Annotated in this window: 19 protein-coding genes; 8 read left to right on the forward strand and 11 right to left on the reverse strand. The window is 72.4% G+C overall.

All coding sequences use genetic code 11. The annotated features are described in order from the left end of the window. Positions 1-3 precede the first annotated feature (3 nt). Entirely contained in the window at positions 4-261 is a 258-nt protein-coding gene (locus B7R87_RS28850; RefSeq protein WP_040913306.1) for a hypothetical protein, read from the forward strand. 18 nt (positions 262-279) lie between these two features. Here the strand turns inward: B7R87_RS28850 and B7R87_RS28855 are convergent, their stop codons facing one another. From B7R87_RS28855 to B7R87_RS28885, 7 genes are all read right to left on the reverse strand, one after another. Beyond that, positions 280-717, reverse strand: a complete 438-nt coding sequence (locus B7R87_RS28855) for a YchJ family protein (protein WP_006345486.1) — start codon at positions 715-717, stop codon at positions 280-282. A gap of 32 nt (positions 718-749) precedes the next feature. Next, positions 750-4013, reverse strand: a complete 3264-nt coding sequence (locus B7R87_RS28860) for an NACHT domain-containing protein (protein WP_130584729.1) — start codon at positions 4011-4013, stop codon at positions 750-752. Between the two features lie 213 nt (positions 4014-4226). Continuing rightward, a complete protein-coding gene (locus tag B7R87_RS28865; RefSeq protein WP_006345484.1) occupies positions 4227-4784 on the reverse strand; it encodes a glycoside hydrolase family 25 protein in 558 nt (185 codons plus the stop codon). A gap of 211 nt (positions 4785-4995) precedes the next feature. Then, the gene (locus B7R87_RS28870; RefSeq protein WP_006345483.1) at positions 4996-5661 is read right to left on the reverse strand and encodes an isochorismatase family protein; all 666 of its coding nucleotides are present in this window, start codon (positions 5659-5661) and stop codon (positions 4996-4998) included. A 61-nt stretch (positions 5662-5722) separates the two neighbouring features. Then, positions 5723-6505 carry a sulfite exporter TauE/SafE family protein gene (locus tag B7R87_RS28875; RefSeq protein ID WP_040913300.1) on the reverse strand — a complete coding sequence of 261 codons (783 nt, stop codon included), beginning with the start codon at positions 6503-6505 and terminating at the stop codon, positions 5723-5725. A 187-nt stretch (positions 6506-6692) separates the two neighbouring features. Continuing rightward, the gene (locus B7R87_RS28880; RefSeq protein ID WP_006345481.1) at positions 6693-6929 is read right to left on the reverse strand and encodes a DUF397 domain-containing protein; all 237 of its coding nucleotides are present in this window, start codon (positions 6927-6929) and stop codon (positions 6693-6695) included. Beyond that, the gene (locus B7R87_RS28885; RefSeq protein ID WP_006345480.1) at positions 6930-7790 is read right to left on the reverse strand and encodes a helix-turn-helix domain-containing protein; all 861 of its coding nucleotides are present in this window, start codon (positions 7788-7790) and stop codon (positions 6930-6932) included. It abuts the gene before it with no gap. Positions 7791-7916: 126 nt separating this feature from the next. Here B7R87_RS28885 and B7R87_RS28890 point away from each other — a divergent pair, with 126 nt between their 5' ends. Both B7R87_RS28890 and B7R87_RS28895 read left to right on the forward strand, forming a co-directional pair. After that, positions 7917-8408, forward strand: coding sequence for an ATP-binding protein (locus tag B7R87_RS28890; protein WP_006345479.1), 492 nt, complete (start codon positions 7917-7919; stop codon positions 8406-8408). A 263-nt stretch (positions 8409-8671) separates the two neighbouring features. After that, a complete protein-coding gene (locus B7R87_RS28895) occupies positions 8672-8965 on the forward strand; it encodes a hypothetical protein (RefSeq protein ID WP_130584730.1) in 294 nt (97 codons plus the stop codon). A gap of 518 nt (positions 8966-9483) precedes the next feature. Here the strand turns inward: B7R87_RS28895 and B7R87_RS28900 are convergent. Then, complete coding sequence (locus B7R87_RS28900) at positions 9484-10467, reverse strand: MmyB family transcriptional regulator (RefSeq protein ID WP_233168955.1); 984 nt, start codon at positions 10465-10467, stop codon at positions 9484-9486. Positions 10468-10808: 341 nt separating this feature from the next. On the opposite strand from B7R87_RS28900, the gene B7R87_RS28905 reads away from it, so the two are divergent. The 3 genes from B7R87_RS28905 (at position 10809) to B7R87_RS28915 (ending at position 13713) form a co-directional block, all read left to right on the forward strand. Then, on the forward strand, positions 10809-11492 hold the full coding sequence (locus tag B7R87_RS28905; RefSeq protein WP_006345477.1) for a helix-turn-helix domain-containing protein: 684 nt from the start codon (positions 10809-10811) through the stop codon (positions 11490-11492). A gap of 127 nt (positions 11493-11619) precedes the next feature. Next, entirely contained in the window at positions 11620-12171 is a 552-nt protein-coding gene (locus B7R87_RS28910) for a toxin-antitoxin system, toxin component (RefSeq protein ID WP_130584812.1), read from the forward strand. Positions 12172-12543: 372 nt separating this feature from the next. Further along, the gene (locus tag B7R87_RS28915) at positions 12544-13713 is read left to right on the forward strand and encodes an ROK family protein (protein ID WP_006345475.1); all 1170 of its coding nucleotides are present in this window, start codon (positions 12544-12546) and stop codon (positions 13711-13713) included. 164 nt (positions 13714-13877) lie between these two features. Here the strand turns inward: B7R87_RS28915 and xylA are convergent, their stop codons facing one another. Then, positions 13878-15044: a xylose isomerase gene (gene xylA, locus B7R87_RS28920; RefSeq protein ID WP_006345474.1), complete on the reverse strand. Its 1167-nt coding sequence runs from the start codon at positions 15042-15044 to the stop codon at positions 13878-13880. A 165-nt stretch (positions 15045-15209) separates the two neighbouring features. Between xylA and xylB the strand changes: the two genes are divergently transcribed. Next, positions 15210-16706, forward strand: coding sequence for a xylulokinase (xylB, locus tag B7R87_RS28925; RefSeq protein ID WP_130584733.1), 1497 nt, complete (start codon positions 15210-15212; stop codon positions 16704-16706). Between the two features lie 36 nt (positions 16707-16742). Here xylB and B7R87_RS28930 read toward each other — a convergent pair whose 3' ends face one another. Next, positions 16743-17816: an ATP-dependent DNA ligase gene (locus B7R87_RS28930; RefSeq protein WP_006345471.1), complete on the reverse strand. Its 1074-nt coding sequence runs from the start codon at positions 17814-17816 to the stop codon at positions 16743-16745. Between the two features lie 52 nt (positions 17817-17868). Here B7R87_RS28930 and ligD point away from each other — a divergent pair, with 52 nt between their 5' ends. Next, positions 17869-18906, forward strand: a complete 1038-nt coding sequence (gene ligD, locus B7R87_RS28935; RefSeq protein ID WP_040913283.1) for a non-homologous end-joining DNA ligase — start codon at positions 17869-17871, stop codon at positions 18904-18906. A 90-nt stretch (positions 18907-18996) separates the two neighbouring features. On the opposite strand, the gene B7R87_RS28940 is transcribed toward ligD, so the two are convergent. Further along, positions 18997-21237, reverse strand: a complete 2241-nt coding sequence (locus B7R87_RS28940) for an OmpL47-type beta-barrel domain-containing protein (protein WP_130584813.1) — start codon at positions 21235-21237, stop codon at positions 18997-18999. Between the last annotated feature and the right edge of the window lie 32 nt (positions 21238-21269).

Here is a 21269-nt window from a genome sequence, read left to right on the forward strand (position 1 = left end):
ACCGTGACCGCGTCGCCGCTCGTTCCCGTACCGATTCCCGACCGTGTCGCGGCGCTGATCGGTTCCTGTATGCCCGAACGGGTGCTGGTGGCCGAGATGGAGGCGGACAGCGCGGCCCGGGAGATGGGGATGCTGCTCAGCCCGCTCCGGGGCGAACAGGCGGCGGACCGGGAGCGGCTGCTGTCGGAGGTGGCCCGGGCGAACAAGGTGCTGGCGGCGTACAACCCCCGGCTGATGGTCCTGCCGGGCAGCGGCTACTGATCCCGGGCCGCCCCGCCACTACTCGATGAAGGTCCCGTCGACATAGACCCAGGCACCGTCCACCCGCCCGAAGGTGCTGCGCTCGTGCAGTTCGCCCCGCTGGCCCCGGTGGCGGTAGCGGGCCCGGAAGGTGACCGTGCCGCCGGTGTGGAAGGGGCTGCCGTCGGTGGTCGCGGTGATCTCCAGACCCTCCCAGACCATCAGCGGGTCGAGTTCCAGCTCCGGCGGCCGGGTGTCCGGATGCCAGGTCCGCAGCAGATACCCGGTGTCCCCGGCGACGAACGCGCTGTAGCGGGAGCGCATCAGCAGCTCCGCCGTGGGCGCCTGGGCCTCTCCGGAGTGGAACCGTCCGCAGCACGCGCCGTAGGCGGCGGGCAGCCCGCAGGGACAGGGCGTGTCGGCGGTGAGCGCGCCGGGGGCGGGGGCGCGCCGGGGGCGCGCGGGTCGTGGAGCCATGGGTCCATTGTCGGACGGAGGCGGGCGGGGGACTAATCGGTGGGGGAGGTCAGCAGGCGGTTCTCTTCGATGAAGCGTTCCGCGCGGATCCTGGCGGAGTCGGTATCGCCGTCCTCTGCCGGGGGCAGACGGTCGTCCAGCTTCTCGATCAGCACGTCGCGGAGCAGAGCACGGGCTCCCGGAGCATGGGGCTCCTCGCAGAAGTCCATCACGTACTCCCAGGGCAGGTGCAGCAGGCGCAGAAGAGCCTCGACCACTGCCGCCCGGTACCGGCGGTGTCGGCCATGGGCCTCCAGCCCGCGCAGCAGCACCCGTCGTTCCCTTTCCTCGCCCATGCCGATGTCGACGAGCCGGAGCACCGTCGACGCCGGTATCCGGGCCACGTCCTGCTCCAACTGGCGCAGGACAAGGATCCGGGCCGCTGTCCAGCTACCGCTCGTGAAGGAGAGCCCGGGGGCGGGTTCCAGGTATCGGGCGATCCGCCCGTACTCCTCCGCCAGCTCCTCGTCGCGTCCCTCCAGGCCACCGAGCAGCACCAGCCGGGTCAGCCGGTGGGCCAGCGAGGTCGCGGGTCCGTCGTCGGCGCCGATGAACGTGGTCACCGCCGCCGGGAGGATCTCGAAGTACGGATCGGCGGCATGGAGCACGATGGCGTCACTGGCGCCACCCGAGACCACCATCTTGTGCCGTATCTGACCGGGGCGGGAGCGGATGAACCCGAGGGCCTCCCCTTCCGCTTCGCGGGCGCTCCGGTTGAACAGCCAGTTCACGTCCACCGCCGACTGCTCCGGGCCGTCTCCGTACGCCGGTTCGATCTCCAGGTCCTGCCGGCCGTCGTGCCAGGTCTGCCGCAGCCGGAGCGCCATCGCGAAGTCCGTCCACTCGCCCTCCCGGAACGCGGCCCGCCAGAGCAGGGCCCTGCGGTGCCAGAGCGCCTCGGGCTTGTCCGCGCCGGGGAACAGTTCGTGGCCCTTCAGCCGGCCGGTGACATGGACCGTCAGCAGGACGATGTTCGCGGAGTAGAGGCCGTGCCGGGAGGAGGTGGCGCGGACCTCGGGACGGTAGTCGGCATAGCGGTGCTCGGTGCGGGTGCGGTGGTCGCTGAGGACGGTCAGCAGCAGTTCACCGAGGCGCTCCCGGTCCGGGCCCGGGATCAGGGCGATTCGGGAGGCGGCGAAGCGGACGACCTGGCGGGAGGCGAGGGTGGCGTACGAGAGGAGGACGTACACCAGGTCGTCGTCGACGCGGGTACGGCCGACGGCGAGCGCCGGGCGGTGGCCGAGGAGCCCCTCCAGGAGCTGTACGGCGAGCCGGGCGACGAGGTACTCGCCGAAGGTGGCGTGGAGGAATTCGTACGTTGCGAGCCGTTCCGCGTCGCGGTACGCCTGGGCGCGCTGGACGAAGAAGAACCGGCCGAGGGCGATCTCGCCCTGGTTCAGCGGCGCCTGGAAGTCGTCGCCCGCGGGCGCGATCCGGCCGAGGAGGGCGGCGAGATCGGCCTCCGCCTCCTGGGCCGTGAGCCACTGGCGGCGGCGGTTGAGCATGCCGAAGGAGATCAGGGAGAGCCGCTGCAGCTCCTGTTCGACCCGGTCCTCCAGGGCGCGCCCGCCGATCCCGGGGGCGGACTTGAGCACCTCGCGGGTGGCGAAGGAGGTCAGCAGCTCCTCGTAGAGCGCTGCCTCGTCGAAGGGGGCCGTTCCGTCGGTCGCCCGCTGGAGGGCGTTGTCGGTGCCGTCGTACAGCGCGAGCATCAGCAGGAGCAGCGGCTGGGAGGCCAGCTCCCCGTGCCGGACGGCGACCTCCGCGGGCAGCGGGCTCAGCCCCCGGGCCGCGAGATAGGCGGCGTTGATCCGGTTCCACCAGCCGAGCCAGAGTTCGACCTGTCCCGCGCTGAAGGGTTCGAGGCGGAGGGCGAGGGTGTTCTCCGGGTAGCGGGGGCGGTCGGCGACGGCGGTGCGGCTGGTGACCACCGCGTAGACCGGGCGGCCCTGATCGGCCTCGCGCTGCTGGAAGCGGGTGACGCGGGTGAGGAAGTCGGACTGGCTGACGCCGGTGGCCTGGAGGAGTTCGTCGTAGCCGTCGAAGAGGAGGACCGGCATGGCGTCCCCGGCGGCGCGCACCAGCTCCGGCCAGGTGACGCGTTCACCGGTGGCGGCGCGGATCGCGTATTCGATCTGGTCCTGGACGTCGACGTCGGTGGGCACCTCGCGCAGCAGGATCCTGACCGGCAGATATCCGGCGGACGGCAGCCGGGCGGCGAGGATCTTGACGAGGACGGATTTGCCCGCGCCGGGCTGTCCGAGGACCACCAGGGGGGTGCGGGTGTAGTCGGGCTGGGTGAGCAGCGCGGCCAGGCATTCGGTGAGATCGGAACGGACCGCGGTCCCGGACCACCAGTCCTCGTCCGCGGGTCCTGAGGGGCCGGGGGCGACCTCGCGGAGCCGGAACAGCGGGTCGATATAGCCCTCGGCCAGGCTGGGCAGGGTCACCCCGGCGGGGGCGTTGCCCTCGGAGAGGATGGGCCGGTCGAGGGCGGCCCGGTAGCCCGTGGTGAGGGCGGCGGCGGCATGGCGGGGAGCCGCGGCGGCGCTGAGCCCGGTGAGCGCGGACTCGATGCCGCTCAGCGACCGGCGGAGGGTGTCGCGGGTGGCCTGGTGGTCGATCTGTCCGGACCAGAAGCCGAATTCGGGTACGTCCTGGGCGAGCCGGGCGTACAACTCCTCGTAGCGGTCGGCGGCGCGGTCGACCAGCGATGCGTCGACCCTGGTCACCCGGTTTCTGGCGCCCTCGTCGAGGGCTTCGTAGAGCGCGAGGCCGCGGACGAAGTCACCGAGGGCGTTCGAGAACGCGGCGTAGCGGGCGCGGACCCGGAAGAGGTTCTCCTCGTACGGCAGATGGGGCGCGGGCGGGCGGACCGGGTAGTCCACCAGGGCACCGAAGAAGTCGAGGCCGGGGGTGCCGCCGTCGCCGGTGATCGCCACCTGCTCCCGTCCCGTCAGCTCCAGATCCTGGAGCCGGTACGGCAGTTCGGTCTCGCCCAGCGCCTCGAACCAGGCGGTGATGGTGATCACGGTGTGGGCGGCGATGATCCGGTCCGAACGGGTAGCCCGGTCGGCCTCGGTGAGTCCGCCGCGCAGACCGGTCGTAAGATCGCGGCCGAGCCGCAGGACGCGCCCCTGGGCGTCGAGGAGATTGAGCACGGCGTCACTGACGCCGCCCGTGGCGACCGAGAGCACGCCCCCGAGCGCCCGGTCCGCGGCGGCGAGACCGGCACTGTCCCCGGTCAGAATCGCCACCGCGTCACGGTAGTTGAGCTGCCGTCGTCCCCGCACGGATCCCCCGTTGATCTACCCGCCCCGTTGTCCGGGTCCGGTCTACCACGAGCCCGCGCGCTCCGCCGAACGTCTGCCCGGATTCGGCGCGGTCGCGTCACTGACGACCGGTGATAGCGGTGACGCGGGCGCGGGGTGGTCGGCGGGGCCTGCTGCCGGAGGTTCTCGGGTGGTCGTTCAGCCGGTCGACCAGGTCCTGAGGGCCGCGGTGGTCGGGAAGTTCGCCACATCGCGGTCGAGGCCGCCGGAGATGCTGTACTGGTGGAACACCCAGGAGTGCTGGATACGCGGCCGTCCGGCCGTGGTGACGTCCGCGATCCACAGCCCGTCGCCGCACCGGGACGTGGTGTCGCGGTGCAGCCAGAAATCGGTGTTGCAGTACAGCACGGTGCGGTGCCCCGGCCGCAGCCGCTCCACCTCGGCGAGGAAGGCGTCCTTCTCCGCACAGCTCGCCGCGGTGCCGTCGGCGGTCGTCTCCCAGTCGCACGCGAGGACGTCCCCGGGCCGGCTGTCGGCCTGTGCGACGAAGTACGCCGCCTGGGCGGCGATCTGCCCCGGCCACAGGAAGTGGTAGAAGCCGACGACGGCACCGGCGTCACGGGCCGTGGCGGCCTGCTTGGCCTGCACCGGACTGGTCCAGGTACGCCCCTCGGTGGCCTTGACGAACACAAAGCCCAGCCCGCTCGCGTCGTACGTCGGCTGATACGCCGACACGTCCACGCCCCTGACGGTCATGACCGCTCCTCTGCCCTGATCCGGTGTCCTGGTCCGCTGGGGAGTCCACGAAACCCGTACAGGGAAACGAGGGGACGGCCCGGCCGGTTCGGCCTGCCGCCCGGCGCACGGAGACCGGCGGAATCGTACGGACCGGTCCGCCCGGCACTCCGCGCCACCGGCGTACGCCACCGGGGGGCGCCGGGACGCCGGGCCCCGGTCATACCGCCTGCTACCGGCCGCCTCCGGGGGCGCCGAAGGCCACCGTGGCCGCCGATGCCACGAACTCGGGGTCCGAGCCCAGGGCGTGTTCCGCGACCTTCGACACCACGGCCGGGGGCAGCTCGTCGAGGCCGTAGGTCGTATGGGTGTCATGGGGCAGCACGACGCGCAGGCCGTGGTCCAGCGCGCCGCGGGCCGTCGCGGCGACACACATCTCGGACAGCACCCCGGCGATGACCACACTGCGCACCCCGTGCCCGTCCAGCAGCGCGCCCAGGCCGGTGCCGTCGAAGCCGTCGTCGCTCTCCTTCGACACCACCACCTCCCGGGCGGATGCGCGCACCGGGAGACGGAGCTCCCAGCCGGGCTTGCCCGGTTCGTCGGGCGCGCCCGTCTCACCGTCGTTCCGCAGATGGACCACGACGGCGCCCGCCGCCCGCGCCCGCTCCAGCAGCAGGCCCAGTCTCGCGGCCAGCCCCGGTGCGTCCGGCACGGCGTCCGGGCCGGTGAGGAAAGCGGTCTGCACGTCGACGAGGAGCAGGGCCTCGGCGGGGGCGGTCGGCACATCCCGCCGCGGAACGGAGTGCCACACCCCGTCCCGGACGAAGCCGCCCCCGGACGGCCCGGGTTGCGAGGGTCCCACCATGTCCGACACCACCTCGTGTTCGACGATCACCCCACCGTACGTGAACCCCCCGAGGGCGGTGCGGGCCTGTGGACAACCCCGGACCGGCCGCTCAGGCCCACTGGTCGAACGCCAGCCGCGCGACGAGCAGCAGCACCACCGTCAGCAGCACCCCGCGGACGAAGCCGTTGCCCTTGCTGAGGGCCATCCGGGCACCGACCGTGGCACCGAGGAGGTTGAACACCGCCAGGACCGCAGCGAGCTGCCAGATCACCGCGCCCTGGTAGGCGAACATCGCCAGCGCGCCCGCGTTGGTGCAGACGTTGACTACCTTGGCGGTCGCGGAGGCGCCCACCAGGTCGAGATGGAGCACGGCGGTCAGGGCCAGCACCAGGAAGGTTCCGGTGCCGGGCCCGATCAGACCGTCGTAGAATCCGATCCCGCCGCCGACCAGGACGATCGCGGCCACCGTCCGGGCCCGGGTCACCTCGGGCCGCGGCGCATCGGGAGCGCTGCCGAAGCGGGGGCGGAGCAGGACGAACGCGGCGACACCGAGCAGGACCACCATGATGACCGGGCGCAGCACGTCACTGCTGATCCCGGCGGCGAAGAAGGCCCCGGCCATCGACCCGGCGAGGGCGGCGATACCGATCCGTACGGCCGTCCGGACGTCGATCGTGGCCCGCCGCAGATAGGTCACGGCCGCGCCGGTCGTCCCCACGATGGCCACGGCCTTGTTGGTTCCGAGGACATGGGCGGCCGGGGTCTGCGGCAGTCCGAGGAGCAGCGCGGGCAGCAGCAGGAGTCCGCCGCCGCCCACCACCGCGTCGATCCAGCCGGCCGCGGCGGCGGCGAGAGCGAGCAGCACCAGTGTGGTCAGTGATATGTCGGGCACGGAGTGACCCTAAGAGATGCCTGCACCGGCCATCCGCTCCGCCCGGGGAGTGGACGTGCGTCCGGGGTGTTCATGCCCGGGACGACGAACGGCGTGCGGGGCTCTCGCCCGCACGCCGTTGTTCTGCCCCGTTCCGCAGGGGACTGTCTGTACTCTTCCGCTGCCGTCGCCGACGGCCCGCACCCGCTCAGGTCAGCAGGAAGTCCGCCTTCCCGGACTTGGCGCCCTGGATGAACGCGGCGATCTCCCCGGGTGTGTAGATCAACGCCGGACCGTCGGGATCCGCGGACTGCCGCACGGCCACCCGGCCGTCGGCCAGCTTCATCGTCTCGAAGCAGTTGCCGCCGTTCCCGCCGCTCCACGGCTTGTGCCAGCCCGCTTCGCCCAGCTCGGTGGCCGGCATGCCGTTGTATATGTGATCCATTCACAGCTCCTTGCGGAGATCGTTGAGGATCTCCTTCGTGCGTTGTGCAGTCGCGGCCTGGGCCGCCATGCGGTCCAGGACCTCAAGGTGCGAGGCGACCTCGGGGCGGGCGTCGAGATAGACGGCGCCGCTGAGGTACTCGCTGTACACCATGTCCGGGAGCTCGGGGACTGCGAACCGGAACAGCACGAACGGCCCGTAGGTGCCGGGGTGGTGTCCGGACGCGAACTCCGCAATCTGCAGGGTCACATGGGGCAGCTCGGCGCCTTCGAGCAGTTTGTCGATCTGCTCGCGCATGACACCGGGGCCGCCGACGGGCCTGCGGAACACCGTCTCGTCCATGATCACCCAGAGCCGGGGAGCATCGGGCTGCAGCAGCAGGGACTGCCGCTCCATCCGCAGCGCCACATGGCGCTCGATGTCCTCGGGGTCGGTCTGCCCGATGGCACCGCTGAGCATGATCGCCCGGGCGTAGTCCTCGGTCTGGAGCAGACCGGGGACGAAATGCGGCTCGTAGGCCCGGATGAGGCTGGCTGCCCCCTCCAGGCTCACGTACATGCTGAACCAGCCGGGCAGGACGTCGTGGAAGCGCTGCCACCAGCCGGGCTTGTTCGCCTCCTCGGCCAGTTCGATGAACCCGCGCGCCTCCTCCTCGCTGATGCCGTAGGCGTCCAGGAGCAGCTGGACGTACGGGATCTTCAGCGCGACCTCGGCGGTCTCCATGCGGCGAATGGTGCCCGCGGCGACGCGAAGGACCTTGGCGGCCTCCTCGCGCTTGAGCCCGGCGCGCTCGCGCAGATCCTGCAGGCGCTTGCCGAGAACGACCTGCCCCACCGTGGGGGCGGACCGCGGTTCACTCACTTCGAAGACCTCCCCACGTGCTGGTGCGAGCAGTGTGCCACGCACTCAGTGTCGCTGAATATGCCCACTCTGAAAAGTTCACAGTGACCCTTGCCAAAATGTCGATTGCAGCGCGACAGTGTTGGTGTGAACCACGACACGCGCCATGTCCCCCTCCTGGATCCGTGCTCGGAAGCCGACCACCATCGGTACGGCTTCGAGTTGCCGGCGCGCGTCGAGTACGTCTCCAGAGCCCGCAGGCTCACCCGTGACCGGCTCCGCTGCTGGGGTATCGGCGGCGATACGCACGACACCGCCATGCTGGTGATATCCGAGCTGGTGACCAACGCCGTGGTGCACAGCGGCAGCCATCTCGTCGCCTGCGAGCTGCTCAACGACGTCGAACATCTGCGGATCAGCGTGCGGGACCAGGGCTGCGCGCCCTCGGGCCCGCACGTCTGCCATGCCCGGGACGCGGAGGAGCGGGGGCGGGGACTGCTGCTCGTGGAGGCGGTCTCCCGCGCCTGGGGCGCGCACTCCGCACTGTACGGCTCGGGCCGGACCGTCTGGGCCGAGCTGGCGCATTCGAGCATCCCGTACGGGGTCTCCTTCCCGCGGGGTTCGGAGGCGCAGTGCTGAGGCATTCCGCGGCCTTCCGCACGGACGGCCACGGGAGCCTGCGCAGCAGGATCGTCGATCATGGCCACCATGATCCCCACGGCCCGGGACCGGCCCCGAGCCGGGGCACCGGCGGCCCGCGGACGCCCCGCCGGGGCGGCCCGGCCGGGCCGGTCGAGGGGGTGCGGGTCCGTCCCGTGGCCGCGTCCGCCATCACGCCGGTGATCGCCGCGGATCCGGCGACCGAGCCCCCGGCCGGGAGCCGGACGGATAGGCTTCCGCGCATGTCGGAAGCCAATTCGGCCCCGGAACGACAGGGGCTCACACCACGCCAGGCGCGCCGGGTCCGGATCGTCCTCTCCACCGTGATCATGGCCCTGGTGGGAGCGGTTCTGGCCCTGCGTCTCGGCAGCACGCACTCGGTACTGACGATGGGCTTCTACGGGGTCGCGCTGATCATGTCGGGCAGCGCGCTGGTACTCAGCAAGGCCGGACGGACCAGAGTCGCCACGGCTGTCCTCGGCGCCGGGGTTGCCCTGGTGCTCGCCGCGGAATGGGCCGTGGCTTCGCTGCGATGAACCGTCCCGGGCGACGACGGCGCCCGGGGGCACACGGTCATCCGCAGCGGACGGGGGGAACGGGGGAAATGGGGAAGGGGGAGAGGTCCAGGCCCCTGCTTGGGGAAGACGGGGGCCTGGACCTCGGAAATACGGCGGGAACCAAGCGCCCTGTCCACGCGGCGGACGCCGGACGGCACAGGGCCCCGGCGAGCACCGAAGGGTCCGCGTACGGGGCGAGCGCCCGGTGGACTCCGGTCCGGACCGCCCCGCCCGGCGGGCGCGCACCACTGCGGCGGGGGGCTGCTGAGGCATGCGGGTCATGTTCGCGGCAGGGCCCGGCCGTGACAAGGCCCGGACCCTGCGGAACGTCCAATTCCGGTTCGCCCCGGGCCGGGAGACGCCCCGTCAGGGCCGTAACCGCTCCCGTACACCTCGCGGAACATCCGGTCCGGCCGCTTCACCCGTTCCGGTGCACGCGCCCCTCCGCCGCCGGATCGGGGGGCGCGCCGGGCTCACCGGCGCGCCCCCCGATCCGGTCAAGCGCCCCCGACGGCCCGCAGATGGGGCCTGGTCGCCCTGCGCCGGGCCTCCGGAGCGCCGGGCGTCGGCGCCCGCTCCCCGCGCAGCACCATCGTCATCCGGGTGAAGCCGCAGTCCTCCAGCGTCGCCGGGGTCTCGTCCACGATCCGGCATTCGGCCCGTCCCCAGCGGGGGTCGGGGTGGTACACCGTCCGTACGGCACCGTCGTGGTGGACCGCGGCGGCACCGGTCGCCCGGACCCAGTGCGGCAGCCCGCACCGGTAGGCGGCGTCCATGATCGGGTCGTCCTCGATCTCCTGGCGAATGGCCTGAAGCACACTGTCGTCGGCGTACCGCTCCAGCGCCGTCTCCAACTGCGCGAGCAGCGGCAGGCACCAGCCGGTCTCCCGGTCGCCGAGGACGGCGCCCGCATCGGGGTGGAAGAGCACGAACCGCAGGAAGTTCTGGTCCGGCATGGCCGTCGGGTGGAGGCTCACATCGCGGAAGAGTTCCTGGTACGCCGGGTTGGCATGGGCCACGTCCCAGCGCCGGTCGAAGAGCACCGACGGCAGCGGCACCGCGTCCATCATGACCGCGTAATCCCGCAGATAGGCCTGGGTGGCGGGGTCGCTGGGCGGGGCGGGCGCCGCGGCCTTCGGCAGCGAGGTGGTGGACGGCGGGAAGGGCAGCAGCGGCCCGACCGGGGTCCGGCGCGGGAAGGCCGCACCCGAGGGCCGCGCGGGACCCAGCGGAAGGACGTCCTTCTTACGGGCCGGCGGTGCGTGCACCGGCGCCGGCATCTCACGGTCGACCGCGAGCCGGAACAGCCAGCCGCCCTGCTGGTCCGTCATCTCCAGCGCCTTCACCAGGGCATGGAGCCGCTCCTCGGACCATTCGTGGGCCGGGGTGCGCTCCCAGGAGCCGTACGTCCGGGTGCTGATCTCCAGCCGCGCCGCCACGTCGGCCACGCTGAGCCCGAGCTCCTCACGGCGTCCCCGCACCAGATCGGCGAATCTCCTCGCGCGGAGCGTGCCGCGGCCTCCGGCCGCCGTGCACCCCCGACGCCCGTGGACACCAGGACGGTCGGCTCCCGTCTCATGTGTCATCGAGAACGCCACCCTTCTCGAATTTCCCGCTGCGGCGGCGTCTGCTGATCTTCACCCCGCCCCGCGATCCTGCTCCTGCACGGCAGAGCATGTCAACTATCGTGGCATTCCGCGCCCCCGACCGCAGGATTCTCGCCACAGATGTGGCAAAAGCTGGTTGCCCGGCTCCGGAACCGTTAATCTCCGGGCAGCCAACTGTGTGCGGAGCCCTCTCGCGTGATCTAGGAGACCTACTGGTGACAGACGGCTTCTCGGTTCCGGGTCCGGCAGCCGCTGACACTCTGGCGGCGTCCGTGGCCCGGGTCGCCGAACTCGCGGACCGCCTGGGACTGAGCCACGGCGGGGTCTTCGACGTCCAGCAGCTCTCGGAGGCCTCCGGTGTCCCCGCCGAGGTGGTCGCCGCACTCCTCGACGGGCGCCCGGCCGGGGAGCCCGATCTCCAGGCGCGCTTTCTGCAACGCCTCGACCTGCTCCGCTCCACCCGGCTGAAGCCCAACGGCCGCCGCTACACCCAGCAGGAGATCGCGGACGGCGCCGGGATGTCACGGCAGCAGGCGGGCGCCCTCATCAACGGCGACCGCCGCCCGACGATGGAGCACTGCGACGCGATCCAGCGGTTCTTCGGCGTCCACGCGGGCTTTCTGACGGCCGAGGACGCCGAGGCGCTCAACGGCGCCCTGCTCCGCACCGAACAGAAGCTCCTCAAGGACTGGTCGGGCGACGGCGATCCGCTGGAACGGCTCCTTCTCGACCACGGTGTCCGCGGTATCGCCTGGCGCGCCGCCCAGTTGCCCACCGACAAGCACCGCGACAAGGTCACCGAATGGCTCGACATGCTCCTGGAGAGCGTCAAGCCCACCCGCGCGAGCGAATCGGCCGATTCCGGCGCTCCCGGCGGCGCGAACCAGACGGAAACGTGACTTCAGTCCCGGCCCCCTTCCGCGCGACGATAGGGAGTACGGAGCCGGTGGCGCGGCCGTGCGAAGACGGCCGTCGGCGACGGGAGCCGTCCGGGAGCGGAGGAGAACGGTGAGCATTGGCAAGCGGATGCGTCGGCTCTGCGGCGAGCTGGTCGGTGCGATCGACCTGCCCGCCCCCGCCGCCCGGCCCGACGACCTCTACGCCGCCCTCTGCAAGGCGATGAGCGCCCACCGCGGCCGCCCGGTCCGCTACCGTACGGCAGCCTTCCCCGCGGGTACGGCCAGCGGGCTCTGGCTCGACATGACCGACCAGGATCTGGTCGTGATCGAAGAGCGCACCGCCCCGGCGCACCAACTCGTCATCCTCGGCCACGAGCTGTGGCACATGGAAGCGGGCCACTGTACGCACCATGTCGACGGTGTCGGCGTCGGCGCCGCGGTCGCCGCACGTCTGCTGTCGGACGATGCGGACCTGCGGGACGCGGTCCTCGGGGTCGCCGCGCGCACCCGCTTCGACCAGGCCGAGGAGAACGAGGCGGAGAGCTTCGGCGTCCTCCTCGGCAGCCGCTGCCGCACCTGGCTGGCCGGTTCCGGGGCCGCGGGCCGCGGGCCGCAGCCGCGCGACGGTCTGGCCGGCCGCATCGAGGCGTCCCTCGGCTACCGCGGACCCCAGGGCTGACGCCGCATGGACGAAACCGCGCGCGCCGCGCGGGCCGATCGCGCCGAGCGTCCGGAGGAGCGTCCGGCGACCCCTCGGATCCCCGAGGCCGCTCAGACCGCTCCGGCCTCTCAGGCTGTTCCGACCGCTCAGGCCGCACCGGCGGCCCCGGGCACGGCCGGATGCTGCGGCGATCCCCTGTCCGCCGGGCCGCTCCGCCCGGCGGCGGTCACGGCGCCGCGCTCCGCCCCGGACCGCACCCATGCCGTCGACCCCTTCGAGGCGCCTCCCCGCCCCAGACCTCCCGCGGGGCGTCCGGCGGCCCGGCCCGGCCGCGATCCGCTGGAGCCGAAGGCGGGCCGTGACACCGTACGGCGCCACAATCTGAGCCTTGTGCTGCGCGCGGTGCGCGACGCAGGGGAGACGACCCGGGCCGGGATCTCCGCCCGGGTCGGCCTGACCCGGGCCGCCATCTCCTCCCTGGTCGAGCAGTTGCTGGAGGCCGGATTCCTCTCCGAGTCCGGGAAGACCTTCAGCGGTCACGCGGGCCGGCCGGGCACGGTCCTCAAGATGGCCAGGACCGGGGTCGCCGGACTCGGCGTCGAGATCAACGTCGACTATGTGTCCGTCTGCGTCGTCGACCTGGCCGGCACCGACCGCGTCCGGCTCGTGGAGCACCTCGACAACCGCGGTGGCGCGCCCTCCCGGGTGCTGGCCCGGGCCGCCCGGATCGCCGCCCGCGCGCTGGCCTCCGCCGACGAGCAGGAGCTGCGCCCGGTCGGCGCGGCGCTCGCCCTGCCCGGTCTGGTCTCCTCCGGTACGGTCCGCTCCGCCCCCAACCTCGGCTGGAGCCGGGTGCTCGCCGAGAGCCTGTTCGCCGAGGCCCTCACCGCCCAGCGCCCGCAGCGGCCCGCGCTCCCGGTGCGCGCCGAGAACGAGGCGAACCTCGCCGCCCTGGCCGAGCTGTGGTTCGGCGGTCTCGGGGACGCCCGGACGTTCCTCTACATCAGCGGGGAGATCGGGGTCGGCGGCGCGCTGGTGCTCGGCGGCGAACTGCTGCGCGGGGCACACGGTTTCGCCGGTGAGATCGGGCATGCCGTGGTGGCGCCGGACGGCCCCGAATGCCGTTGCGGCTCCCGGGGCTGTCTCGAACAGTACGCGGGCCAGGCAGCGCTGCTGCGGGCGGCGGGCCTCGACGAGTCCGACGGCGCGAACGCCGTGTCCGAACTGGCCCACCGGGCCCGGACGGGCGACGAAAGGTCCCTGCTGGCCCTGGCCAGGGGCGGCACGATGCTGGGCCGGGTGCTGTCAGGCGCGGTCAACCTCTTCGATCCGGACGCGGTCGTCCTCGGCGGGATCTACCGCCCGCTGAGCCCGTGGCTCGCGCCGCCCGCCTCGCGGGAACTGTCGGCCCGGGTCGTGTCCGGTCTCTGGCCCGCAGCGGCGTCCCGGCTGCGGGCGGCGTCCCCGGCGACGGACGCGGTCCGCGGCGCGGCGGCGATGGTCGTCCAGGACGTCCTGACGGATCCACTCGCCTACGGCACGCGGACATCTGCGGGCTGAGACGGGCGGAGGCGGCGGAGGCGGGCTGCGACGGGCGGAGGCGGGCCGAGGAGGGCGGAGGCGGGCCGGCGCGGGATCCGGAACCGCTCTTCCGGTTCGCCGGGCGGCGGGTCCCGGCGGCGGAGACCGGTCCGCCCGCCGCCCGGGTGCGGCCGTACGGTCGCCTACGCCGTGCCGAGGAGATGGTCCAGCGCCAGCTGGTCCAGCGCTTCGAAGGCCATACCGCGTTCCGCCGCCGCCTCCGCGTCGAACTCCTCGTACGCGGCCCGGTCCGCCAGCAGCCCGGCGAGGCCGTCCGGTGCCGTGGGGACGGCCAGTTCGTCGAGGCGGGCGGCGCGCAGCGCGTCCCGTACCCGCGGATCGGCGCGGAATGCCGCGGCCCGGGCCTTGAGGACGAGATAGTTCCGCATGCAGCCCGCGGCGGAGGCCCAGACCCCGGCCGGGTCCTCGGTGCGCGGCGGTTTGAAGTCGAAGTGGCGCGGGCCCTCGTAGCCCGCCGACTCCAGCAGGTCGACCAGCCAGAAGGCCGAGCGCAGATCGCCCGCGCCGAACCGGAGGTCCTGGTCGTACTTGATGCCGTTCTGCCCGTTGAGGTCGATGTGGAACAGCTTCTCCGCCCAGAGCGCCTGGGCGATTCCGTGCGGGAAGTTCAGCCCGGCCATCTGCTCGTGACCGACCTCGGGGTTGAGCCCGAACAGCTCCGGGCGTTCGAGGCGTTCGACGAAGGCGAGGGCGTGCCCGACGGTGGGCAGCAGCAGATCGCCGCGGGGCTCGTTGGGCTTGGGCTCGACGGCGAACCGCAGGGGATAGCCCTGTTCGGTGACGTAATCGCCGAGCAGGTCGAAGGCCTCCTTCAGCCGGTCGAGCGCGGTCCGGACGTCCTTGGCCGCGCCGGACTCGGCCCCCTCGCGCCCGCCCCAGGCGACATAGACCGTGGCGCCGAGGCGGGCCGCCAGGTCGATATTGCGGATCGTCTTGCGGAGCGCGTACCGCCGTATGTCCCGGTCGTTGGCGGTGAAGGCGCCGTCCTTGAACACGGGATGGGTGAAGAGGTTGGTGGTGGCCATGGGGACGACGAGTCCGGTCTCGTCCAGGGCGGTACGGAAGCGTTCGATCCGGCGCTCGCGCTCGGACTCGGGCGCGCCGAAGGGGATCAGATCGTCGTCGTGGAAGGTGACGCCGTACGCGCCGAGTCCGGCGAGGCGGTGCACGGTCTCGACCGGGTCGAGGGGCTGCCGGGTCGCGTCCCCGAAGGGATCGCGGCCCTGCCAGCCGACCGTCCAGAGGCCGAAGCTGAACCGGTCGTCGGGGGTGGGAGTGAACTCGGTCATGGCGCTGACCACCTCGGATCGCGGGCTGCCGGGTTTTGTTTGCACTGCTGACTAATGATGCCCATGACCATGAATTTGTTGAAGACCCTCAACATCTGTTGGTCGAACCGGGGTTGCCGTATTTTGTTTGCCGCAACTCCAAATCAGAAGCTGAGAGGTGGGGCGATGCCCGCTCAGGCCGTTGTCATCGGCGTGGACAGCTCGACCCAGTCGACGAAGGCGGTGCTGGCCGACGCCGCCACGGGCCGCACCCTCGCGGTCGGCCGGGCCGCCCACGAGGTCTCCGGCGAGGCCGGGGCCCGGGAGACCGATCCGGAACTCTGGTGGCGGGCGCTGTGCGACGCGGTCGCGCAGGCGCTGAAGGAGTCGGGGGTACGGCCATCGGCGGTCACCGGCATCGCGGTCGCAGGCCAGCAGCACGGGCTGGTCGTCCTCGATGCGCAAGGACGCCCGGTCCGGCCCGCGCTGCTGTGGAACGACACCCGCTCCGCTCCGCAGGCCGCAGCCCTGGCCCGGGAGCTGCCCGGCGGGGCGCGGGAGTGGGCGGAACGGACCGGTTCGGCGCCGGTCGCCGCGCTGACCGCGGCCAAGTGGCGGCTGCTGACCGAGCGCGAGCCGCGCGCCGCGGCGGCCGTGGCCGCGGTTCGCCTTCCCCACGACTACCTCACGGAGAAGCTGTCCGGGGTCGCGGCGACGGATCCGGGCGACGCCTCGGGCACCGGCTGGTACGCGACGGCGACCGGCGGCTACGACCCGGAGCTCCTCGGACTCCTCGGTCTCGACGCCCGCCTCCTGCCCGAGGTCGCGCCCACCGGCGGCACCCGGATCGGCTCCCTGCGCCCCGCCGCGGCCGAGGCCCTCGGCCTTCCCGCAGGGATCGCGGTCGCCGCGGGCACCGGCGACAACATGGCGGCGGCGGTGGGACTCGGACTCGGCGGTACGGGCCTGCTGGACCATCCCGTACTGAGCCTCGGCACCTCCGGCACGGTGTACGCGGCGACCCGCGCCCGGCCGGTGACCCCGGCGCTGTCCGGCTTCGCGGCCACGGACGGTACCTACCTCCCGCTGGCCTGCACCCTCAACTGCACACTCGCCGTGGACCGGATTGCGGCCCTGCTGGGCCTCGGCCGGGACGCCGCCGAGTCGGGCCGGGGCGTCGTGCTCCTTCCGTACCTCGACGGCGAACGCACCCCCGATCTGCCGGGTGCGGCCGGGCTGCTGACGGGCCTGCGGCATACGACGACCCGGCAGCAGATCCTGGGCGCCGCGTACGAGGGTGCGGTGGTGACCGTGCTGCGCGCCCTCGACGAGGTCCTCACCGCCTGCGGCCTCGACCCGGCCGCCCCGGGCCCGGCGTCCCTTCCGCTGCGTCTGATCGGCGGCGGCGCGCGGGGCCGCTACTGGGTGGAGACGGTACGCCGCCTCTCCGGCCGCCCCCTGGTGATCCCCGCCGACGCGGATCTGACGGCCCTGGGCGCGGCGGCCCTCGCGGCGGCGGCCGCCACCGGGGCGGACCCGGTCACGGTGGCCCGCACCTGGTCGACCGGATCCCCGCCCCCGGCGGAGCTGCCCGCACTGGACCGCGATACGGAGACCTGGGCCCGGGTCTCGTCGGAGATCGACACCCTGACCCGGGACGAGGGCACCACGGCCACGGGGTGACGCCCACCCCGCCCACCCACTTGCTCCGGAAGCGCTTCAGCCGGATCCCCCTTCCGACAGCACCTCCGACAGGTCGTAGCCGACCGGCTCCTCCAGCTGCGTGTAGGTGCAGTCGGAGGGGGAGCGGTCCGGCCGCCAGCGGCGGAACTGGGCCGTGTGCCGGAACCGGGTGCCCTCCATATGGTCGTACGCCACCTCCAGCACCCGCTCCGGGCGCAGCGCGGTCCACGACAGGTCCTTCTTCCCCGTCCAGCGGCTGACCGCCCCCGGCAGCCGGGACGACTCATGGGCGCTCGCGTCCGACCATGCGGCCCACGGATGGGCGTCGGCCGGGTCCATCCGCAGCGGTTCCAGCTCCCCGACCAGCTCCTCCCGCCGTTTCATCGGGAACGCGGCGCAGACGCCCACATGCTGGAGCGCCCCGGAGCCGTCGTACAGTCCGAGCAGCAGGGAACCCACCACGGGACCGCTCTTGTGGAAGCGGTAGCCCGCGACGACCACATCGGCCGTCCGCTCGTGTTTGATTTTGAACATCAGCCGGGCGTCGGGCCGGTACGGCAGGTCGAGGGGTTTGGCGACGATACCGTCGAGCCCGGCGCCCTCGTAGCGGTCGAACCAGACCTCCGCGAGCTCCCGGTCGGTGGTGGCGGGCGCCAGATGCACCGGCGGCCGGGCCGTCCGCAGCGCGTCGGCGAGCAGCGCCCGCCGCTCCGCGAGCGGGGTGTCCAGATGGGAATCGTCCCCGAGGGCGAGCAGGTCGAAGGCGACGAAACTCGCCGGGGTGCGCTCGGCCAGGGTCCGGACCCGGGATGCGGCGGGATGGATGCGTTCGCTGAGCAGGTCGAAGTCGAGCCTGCCGCCGTGCACGATCACGATCTCGCCGTCCACCACGCACCGCGGCGGCAGATTCTCCGCGAGCGCGGCCACCAGCTCCGGAAAGTAGCGGGTGAGCGGTTTGCCGGTGCGGGAGCCGATGACGATCTCGTCGCCGTCGCGGTGGACCACGGCCCGGAAACCGTCCCATTTGGCCTCGTACTGCATATCGGGCGGGATGGTCTTCACGGACTTGGCCAGCATCGGTTTCACGGGCGGCATCACCGGGAGGTCCATAGAGGGATTGTCCGGTATGCGGGGAAAGTCGGCTCGGCATACGCTGACGCACATGGCCGGCCGAGCGTTGGAACTGGAAGTGGGGGAGCGGACCGTCAAGGTCTCCAACCCCGACAAGGTCTACTTTCCCGAGCACGGGTACACCAAGCTGGACATGGTCCGCTACTACCTGGCCGTCGGCGACGGCATCACCCGCGCGCTGCGGGACCGGCCGACCACCCTGGAGCGTTACCCCGACGGAGTGACCGGCGAGTCCTTCTTCCAGAAGCGCGCACCCAAGTATCTGCCCGACTGGATTCCCACGGCGCACATCACCTTCCCCAGCGGCCGGTCCGCCGACGAACTGTGCCCCACCGAACCCGCCGCCGTGGTCTGGGCCGCCAATCTGGGCGCGGTCACCTTCCACCCGTGGCCGGTACGCCGGGCCGACACCGAGCACCCCGACGAACTCCGCATCGACCTCGACCCCCAGCCCGGCACCGACTACCAGGACGCGGTGCGCGCCGCCCACGAGCTGCGGGACGTCCTCGAAGGCGTCGGACTGCGGGGCTGGCCCAAGACCTCCGGCGGACGCGGGCTGCACGTCTTCGTCCCCATCACGCCCGACTGGACCTTCGTCCAGGTCCGGCGGGCCGCCATCGCCTGCGGCCGGCTGCTGGAGCGCAGGATGCCGGACCGGGTCACCATCAAATGGTGGAAGGAGGAGCGCGGGCAGCGGATCTTCGTCGACTACAACCAGACGGCCCGCGACCGGACCATCGCCTCCGCCTACTCCGTCCGGCCCCGGCCCCATGCACCGGTCTCCGCACCGCTGCGCTGGGAGGAGATCGACGATGCCCGGCCGGAGGACTTCGACATCATGACCATGCCCGGGCGGTACGCGGAAGTGGGCGACGTCCACGCCGATATGGACGACCACCGGTTCGGTCTGGAGGCGCTGCTGGAAGCGGCCCGGAAGGACGAGGCCGACCACGGGCTGGGAGATCTGCCGTATCCGCCGGAGTATCCGAAGATGCCAGGGGAACCGAAACGGGTCCAGCCGAGCCGGGCCAGGAAGAAGACGGCGGCGGACGGGACGGCGGGGGAGTAGCAGGAGCGCCGCTCCGGTGCGGGGAGCCCGCCCGGAACGGGCCGTGGGCCCCTCCCGGCGGGAGGGGCCCACGGCGGACGGAGCCGGGTGTCACAGCTCCTGGATCCGGATGTTGCGGTAGGAGACCACATCGGTCGTGCCATGGACCTGGAGCCCGAGATGGCCGATCGCATAGCGGCGCCCGTCGGTGCCGACGTCACCCGCGCGCGGCGGGGCGAAGCTCTGCCCTGCCGTGTTCTCGAACCGGTTGACCAGCGCGCCGTTGCGGTAGACCGAGTACGACTGCCCGACCACCCGGATCTCGTAGTCGTTCCAGGTGCCCTTCGGCGTCACACCCGCCCCGGCCAGCCCGACGCGGTCGAAGCCGTACACCGACCCGGTCTTGTACATATCGCCGTCCGGCCGGTCCAGGACCTGCACCTCGTGGCCGTACTTGATGGCGACCCACTCCGGGCGCGGCTCCTCCGGATTGTCGTGGACGTACGGGAAGCGGACGAAGACCCCGCTGTTGGCGTTGCCCGTGCCCGGGGCGTCGTCGCGCCACTGGAGCTTCAGCGAGAAGTCCCCGAACTGGGCCGCCGGGAACCAGAGCATGCCCAGACCGCCCCTGGTGGTGCCGCTGGTCATCGACCCGTCGTCGTTGAGGGCGAAGGAGCCGCCGCCCACGTGCTGCCAGCGGTCGAAGGACTTCTTCGTCCCGTCGAAGAGGTCGCGGTAGCCGGTGTTCTGGCCGGGCTTCCCGATCCCGGACTGTTTGGCGGCCGCATAGACCTTCCGGTGCTCGCGGACGTCGATCACCCCGTCCTCCAGCAGCCCGTCGAGCACCTTGTCGACGTGCTTGAGGAAGAGCGCCTGCGAGGACCACGCCTTCTCGTCCTCGATCAGTTCGTTGACGGTGCAGCGGGATCGGGTCATCCGGTTGGGCACCCCGGTGTCGACCGTGCCGACGATCACGGTGAGCCGCTCGTCCCACTCGGGGCAGTTCGGGGCCGGAACCCCGCCGCCCTCCGCGAGCGTGAACGTCACCTTCAGCGCGGCCGAGGTGTTGCCCGCCTTGTCCGTCGCCCGGTAGTGGACGGTGTGGTAGCCGGTCCGGTCGACGACGACCGGTGCGGTGTAGGCGAGATAGGGGCCGCCGTCGAGGGAGTACTCGACGCGCTCCACGCCCGAGCCGCCGTGGTCGGTGGCGCTCACGGTCACCGTGGCCCGGTTCAGATACGCACCGTCGGAGTTCCGCTGCCCCGTGACCTCCGCGCCCGTCACGGGCGGTGTGGTGTCCGGGGACGGCGGGGTGACGACGGTGAACTCGACCGACTTCACGGCGGCCGCGTTGCCCGCCCGGTCGGTGGCCCGGTAGCGGACGGTGTGCGTGCCGACCCGGTGGACCATCACGGGGGCGGTGTACGGCTGCCAGGCGCCGTCCGCGCCGAGCGCGTACTCGACGGTGTTGACGCCGGAGCCGGTGTCGGACGCGGTGACGGTCACGGTCGCCATATCGAGATAGCGGCCCTGTCCGTCCTGTTCACCGGAGACCGTCGCCGAGGTCTCCGGCGGGGTCCGGTCGTCCGTCGGCGGGGCCACGACCTTGAAGGAGACGGACTTCTCGGCGGCCGTGTTCCCCGCCCGGTCGGTGGCCCGGTAGCGGATCCGGTGCTCGCCGACCGTGTTCACCACGACGGGCGCGGTGTACGCCTGCCAGGGGCCGTCGGCGCCGGTCGCGTACTCGATGCGCTCCACACCGGAAGCGTCGTCCGTCGCCGTCACCGCGACCGTGGCGACTCCGACGTACGCGCCGTCGGCGTTCCGGTCGCCCGTCACCTTCGCCTCGGTGACCGGTGCGGTGGTGTCCTCCCCGGCGGGGTCGGAGACGGTGAGGATGCCCTGCATCGTGCCGTGGCCCGGGATCGTACAGAAGAAGCGGTAGCGGCCGGGGGTCAGGGTGACCTCGGTGGTGTGCTTGCCGCCCCGGTCGTCGTTGGGATTGGCCAGGATGTTCAGCGGGACGTCGTTGTTGTACTCGGGGTCCGATACGTCGAACGTGAGGGTGTGCGGCATCCCGGTGGTGTTGCCCGAGGCCCGGCTGTTCTCGAAGACGATCGTCGTCCGGCCCGCCACCGCGGTGGTGGGGAAGCTGAGATAGCGGTCGATCGGATCGCCCGCCGTCCAGGTCAGGGTCTGCGCCGCGGCGGGCGCCTCGGCCGCCTTCGCCGCGCCGCCGGCCGGGGTGCCGTCCGCGGTCCGTACCGCCGCAGTGCCGCTGCCGGCCGCCGCGCCGGCACGGGCCGGTCCGCCCTGGCCGTACGCGACCGCCGACAGCAGTCCGACGACCATCGCGAACGAGGCCACCAGGGCCGTCCACAACC

This window comes from Streptomyces tsukubensis (genome assembly GCF_003932715.1).
Classification (GTDB): domain Bacteria; phylum Actinomycetota; class Actinomycetes; order Streptomycetales; family Streptomycetaceae; genus Streptomyces; species Streptomyces tsukubensis.

Excerpts from the sequence above, each read along its gene's own strand:
- B7R87_RS28855 (WP_006345486.1), bottom strand. The coding sequence starts at position 717 with ATGGCTCCACGACCCGCGCGCCCCCGGCGCGCCCCCGCCCCCGGCGCG.
- B7R87_RS28865 (WP_006345484.1), bottom strand. The coding sequence starts at position 4,784 with ATGACCGTCAGGGGCGTGGACGTGTCGGCGTATCAGCCGACGTACGAC.
- B7R87_RS28880 (WP_006345481.1), bottom strand. The coding sequence starts at position 6,929 with ATGGATCACATATACAACGGCATGCCGGCCACCGAGCTGGGCGAAGCG.
- B7R87_RS28895 (WP_130584730.1), top strand. The coding sequence starts at position 8,672 with ATGTCGGAAGCCAATTCGGCCCCGGAACGACAGGGGCTCACACCACGC.
- B7R87_RS28910 (WP_130584812.1), top strand. The coding sequence starts at position 11,620 with ATGCGTCGGCTCTGCGGCGAGCTGGTCGGTGCGATCGACCTGCCCGCC.
- xylA (WP_006345474.1), bottom strand. The coding sequence starts at position 15,044 with ATGACCGAGTTCACTCCCACCCCCGACGACCGGTTCAGCTTCGGCCTC.
- xylB (WP_130584733.1), top strand. The coding sequence starts at position 15,210 with ATGCCCGCTCAGGCCGTTGTCATCGGCGTGGACAGCTCGACCCAGTCG.
- B7R87_RS28930 (WP_006345471.1), bottom strand. The coding sequence starts at position 17,816 with ATGGACCTCCCGGTGATGCCGCCCGTGAAACCGATGCTGGCCAAGTCC.
- ligD (WP_040913283.1), top strand. The coding sequence starts at position 17,869 with ATGGCCGGCCGAGCGTTGGAACTGGAAGTGGGGGAGCGGACCGTCAAG.
- B7R87_RS28940 (WP_130584813.1), bottom strand. The coding sequence starts at position 21,237 with ATGGTCGTCGGACTGCTGTCGGCGGTCGCGTACGGCCAGGGCGGACCG.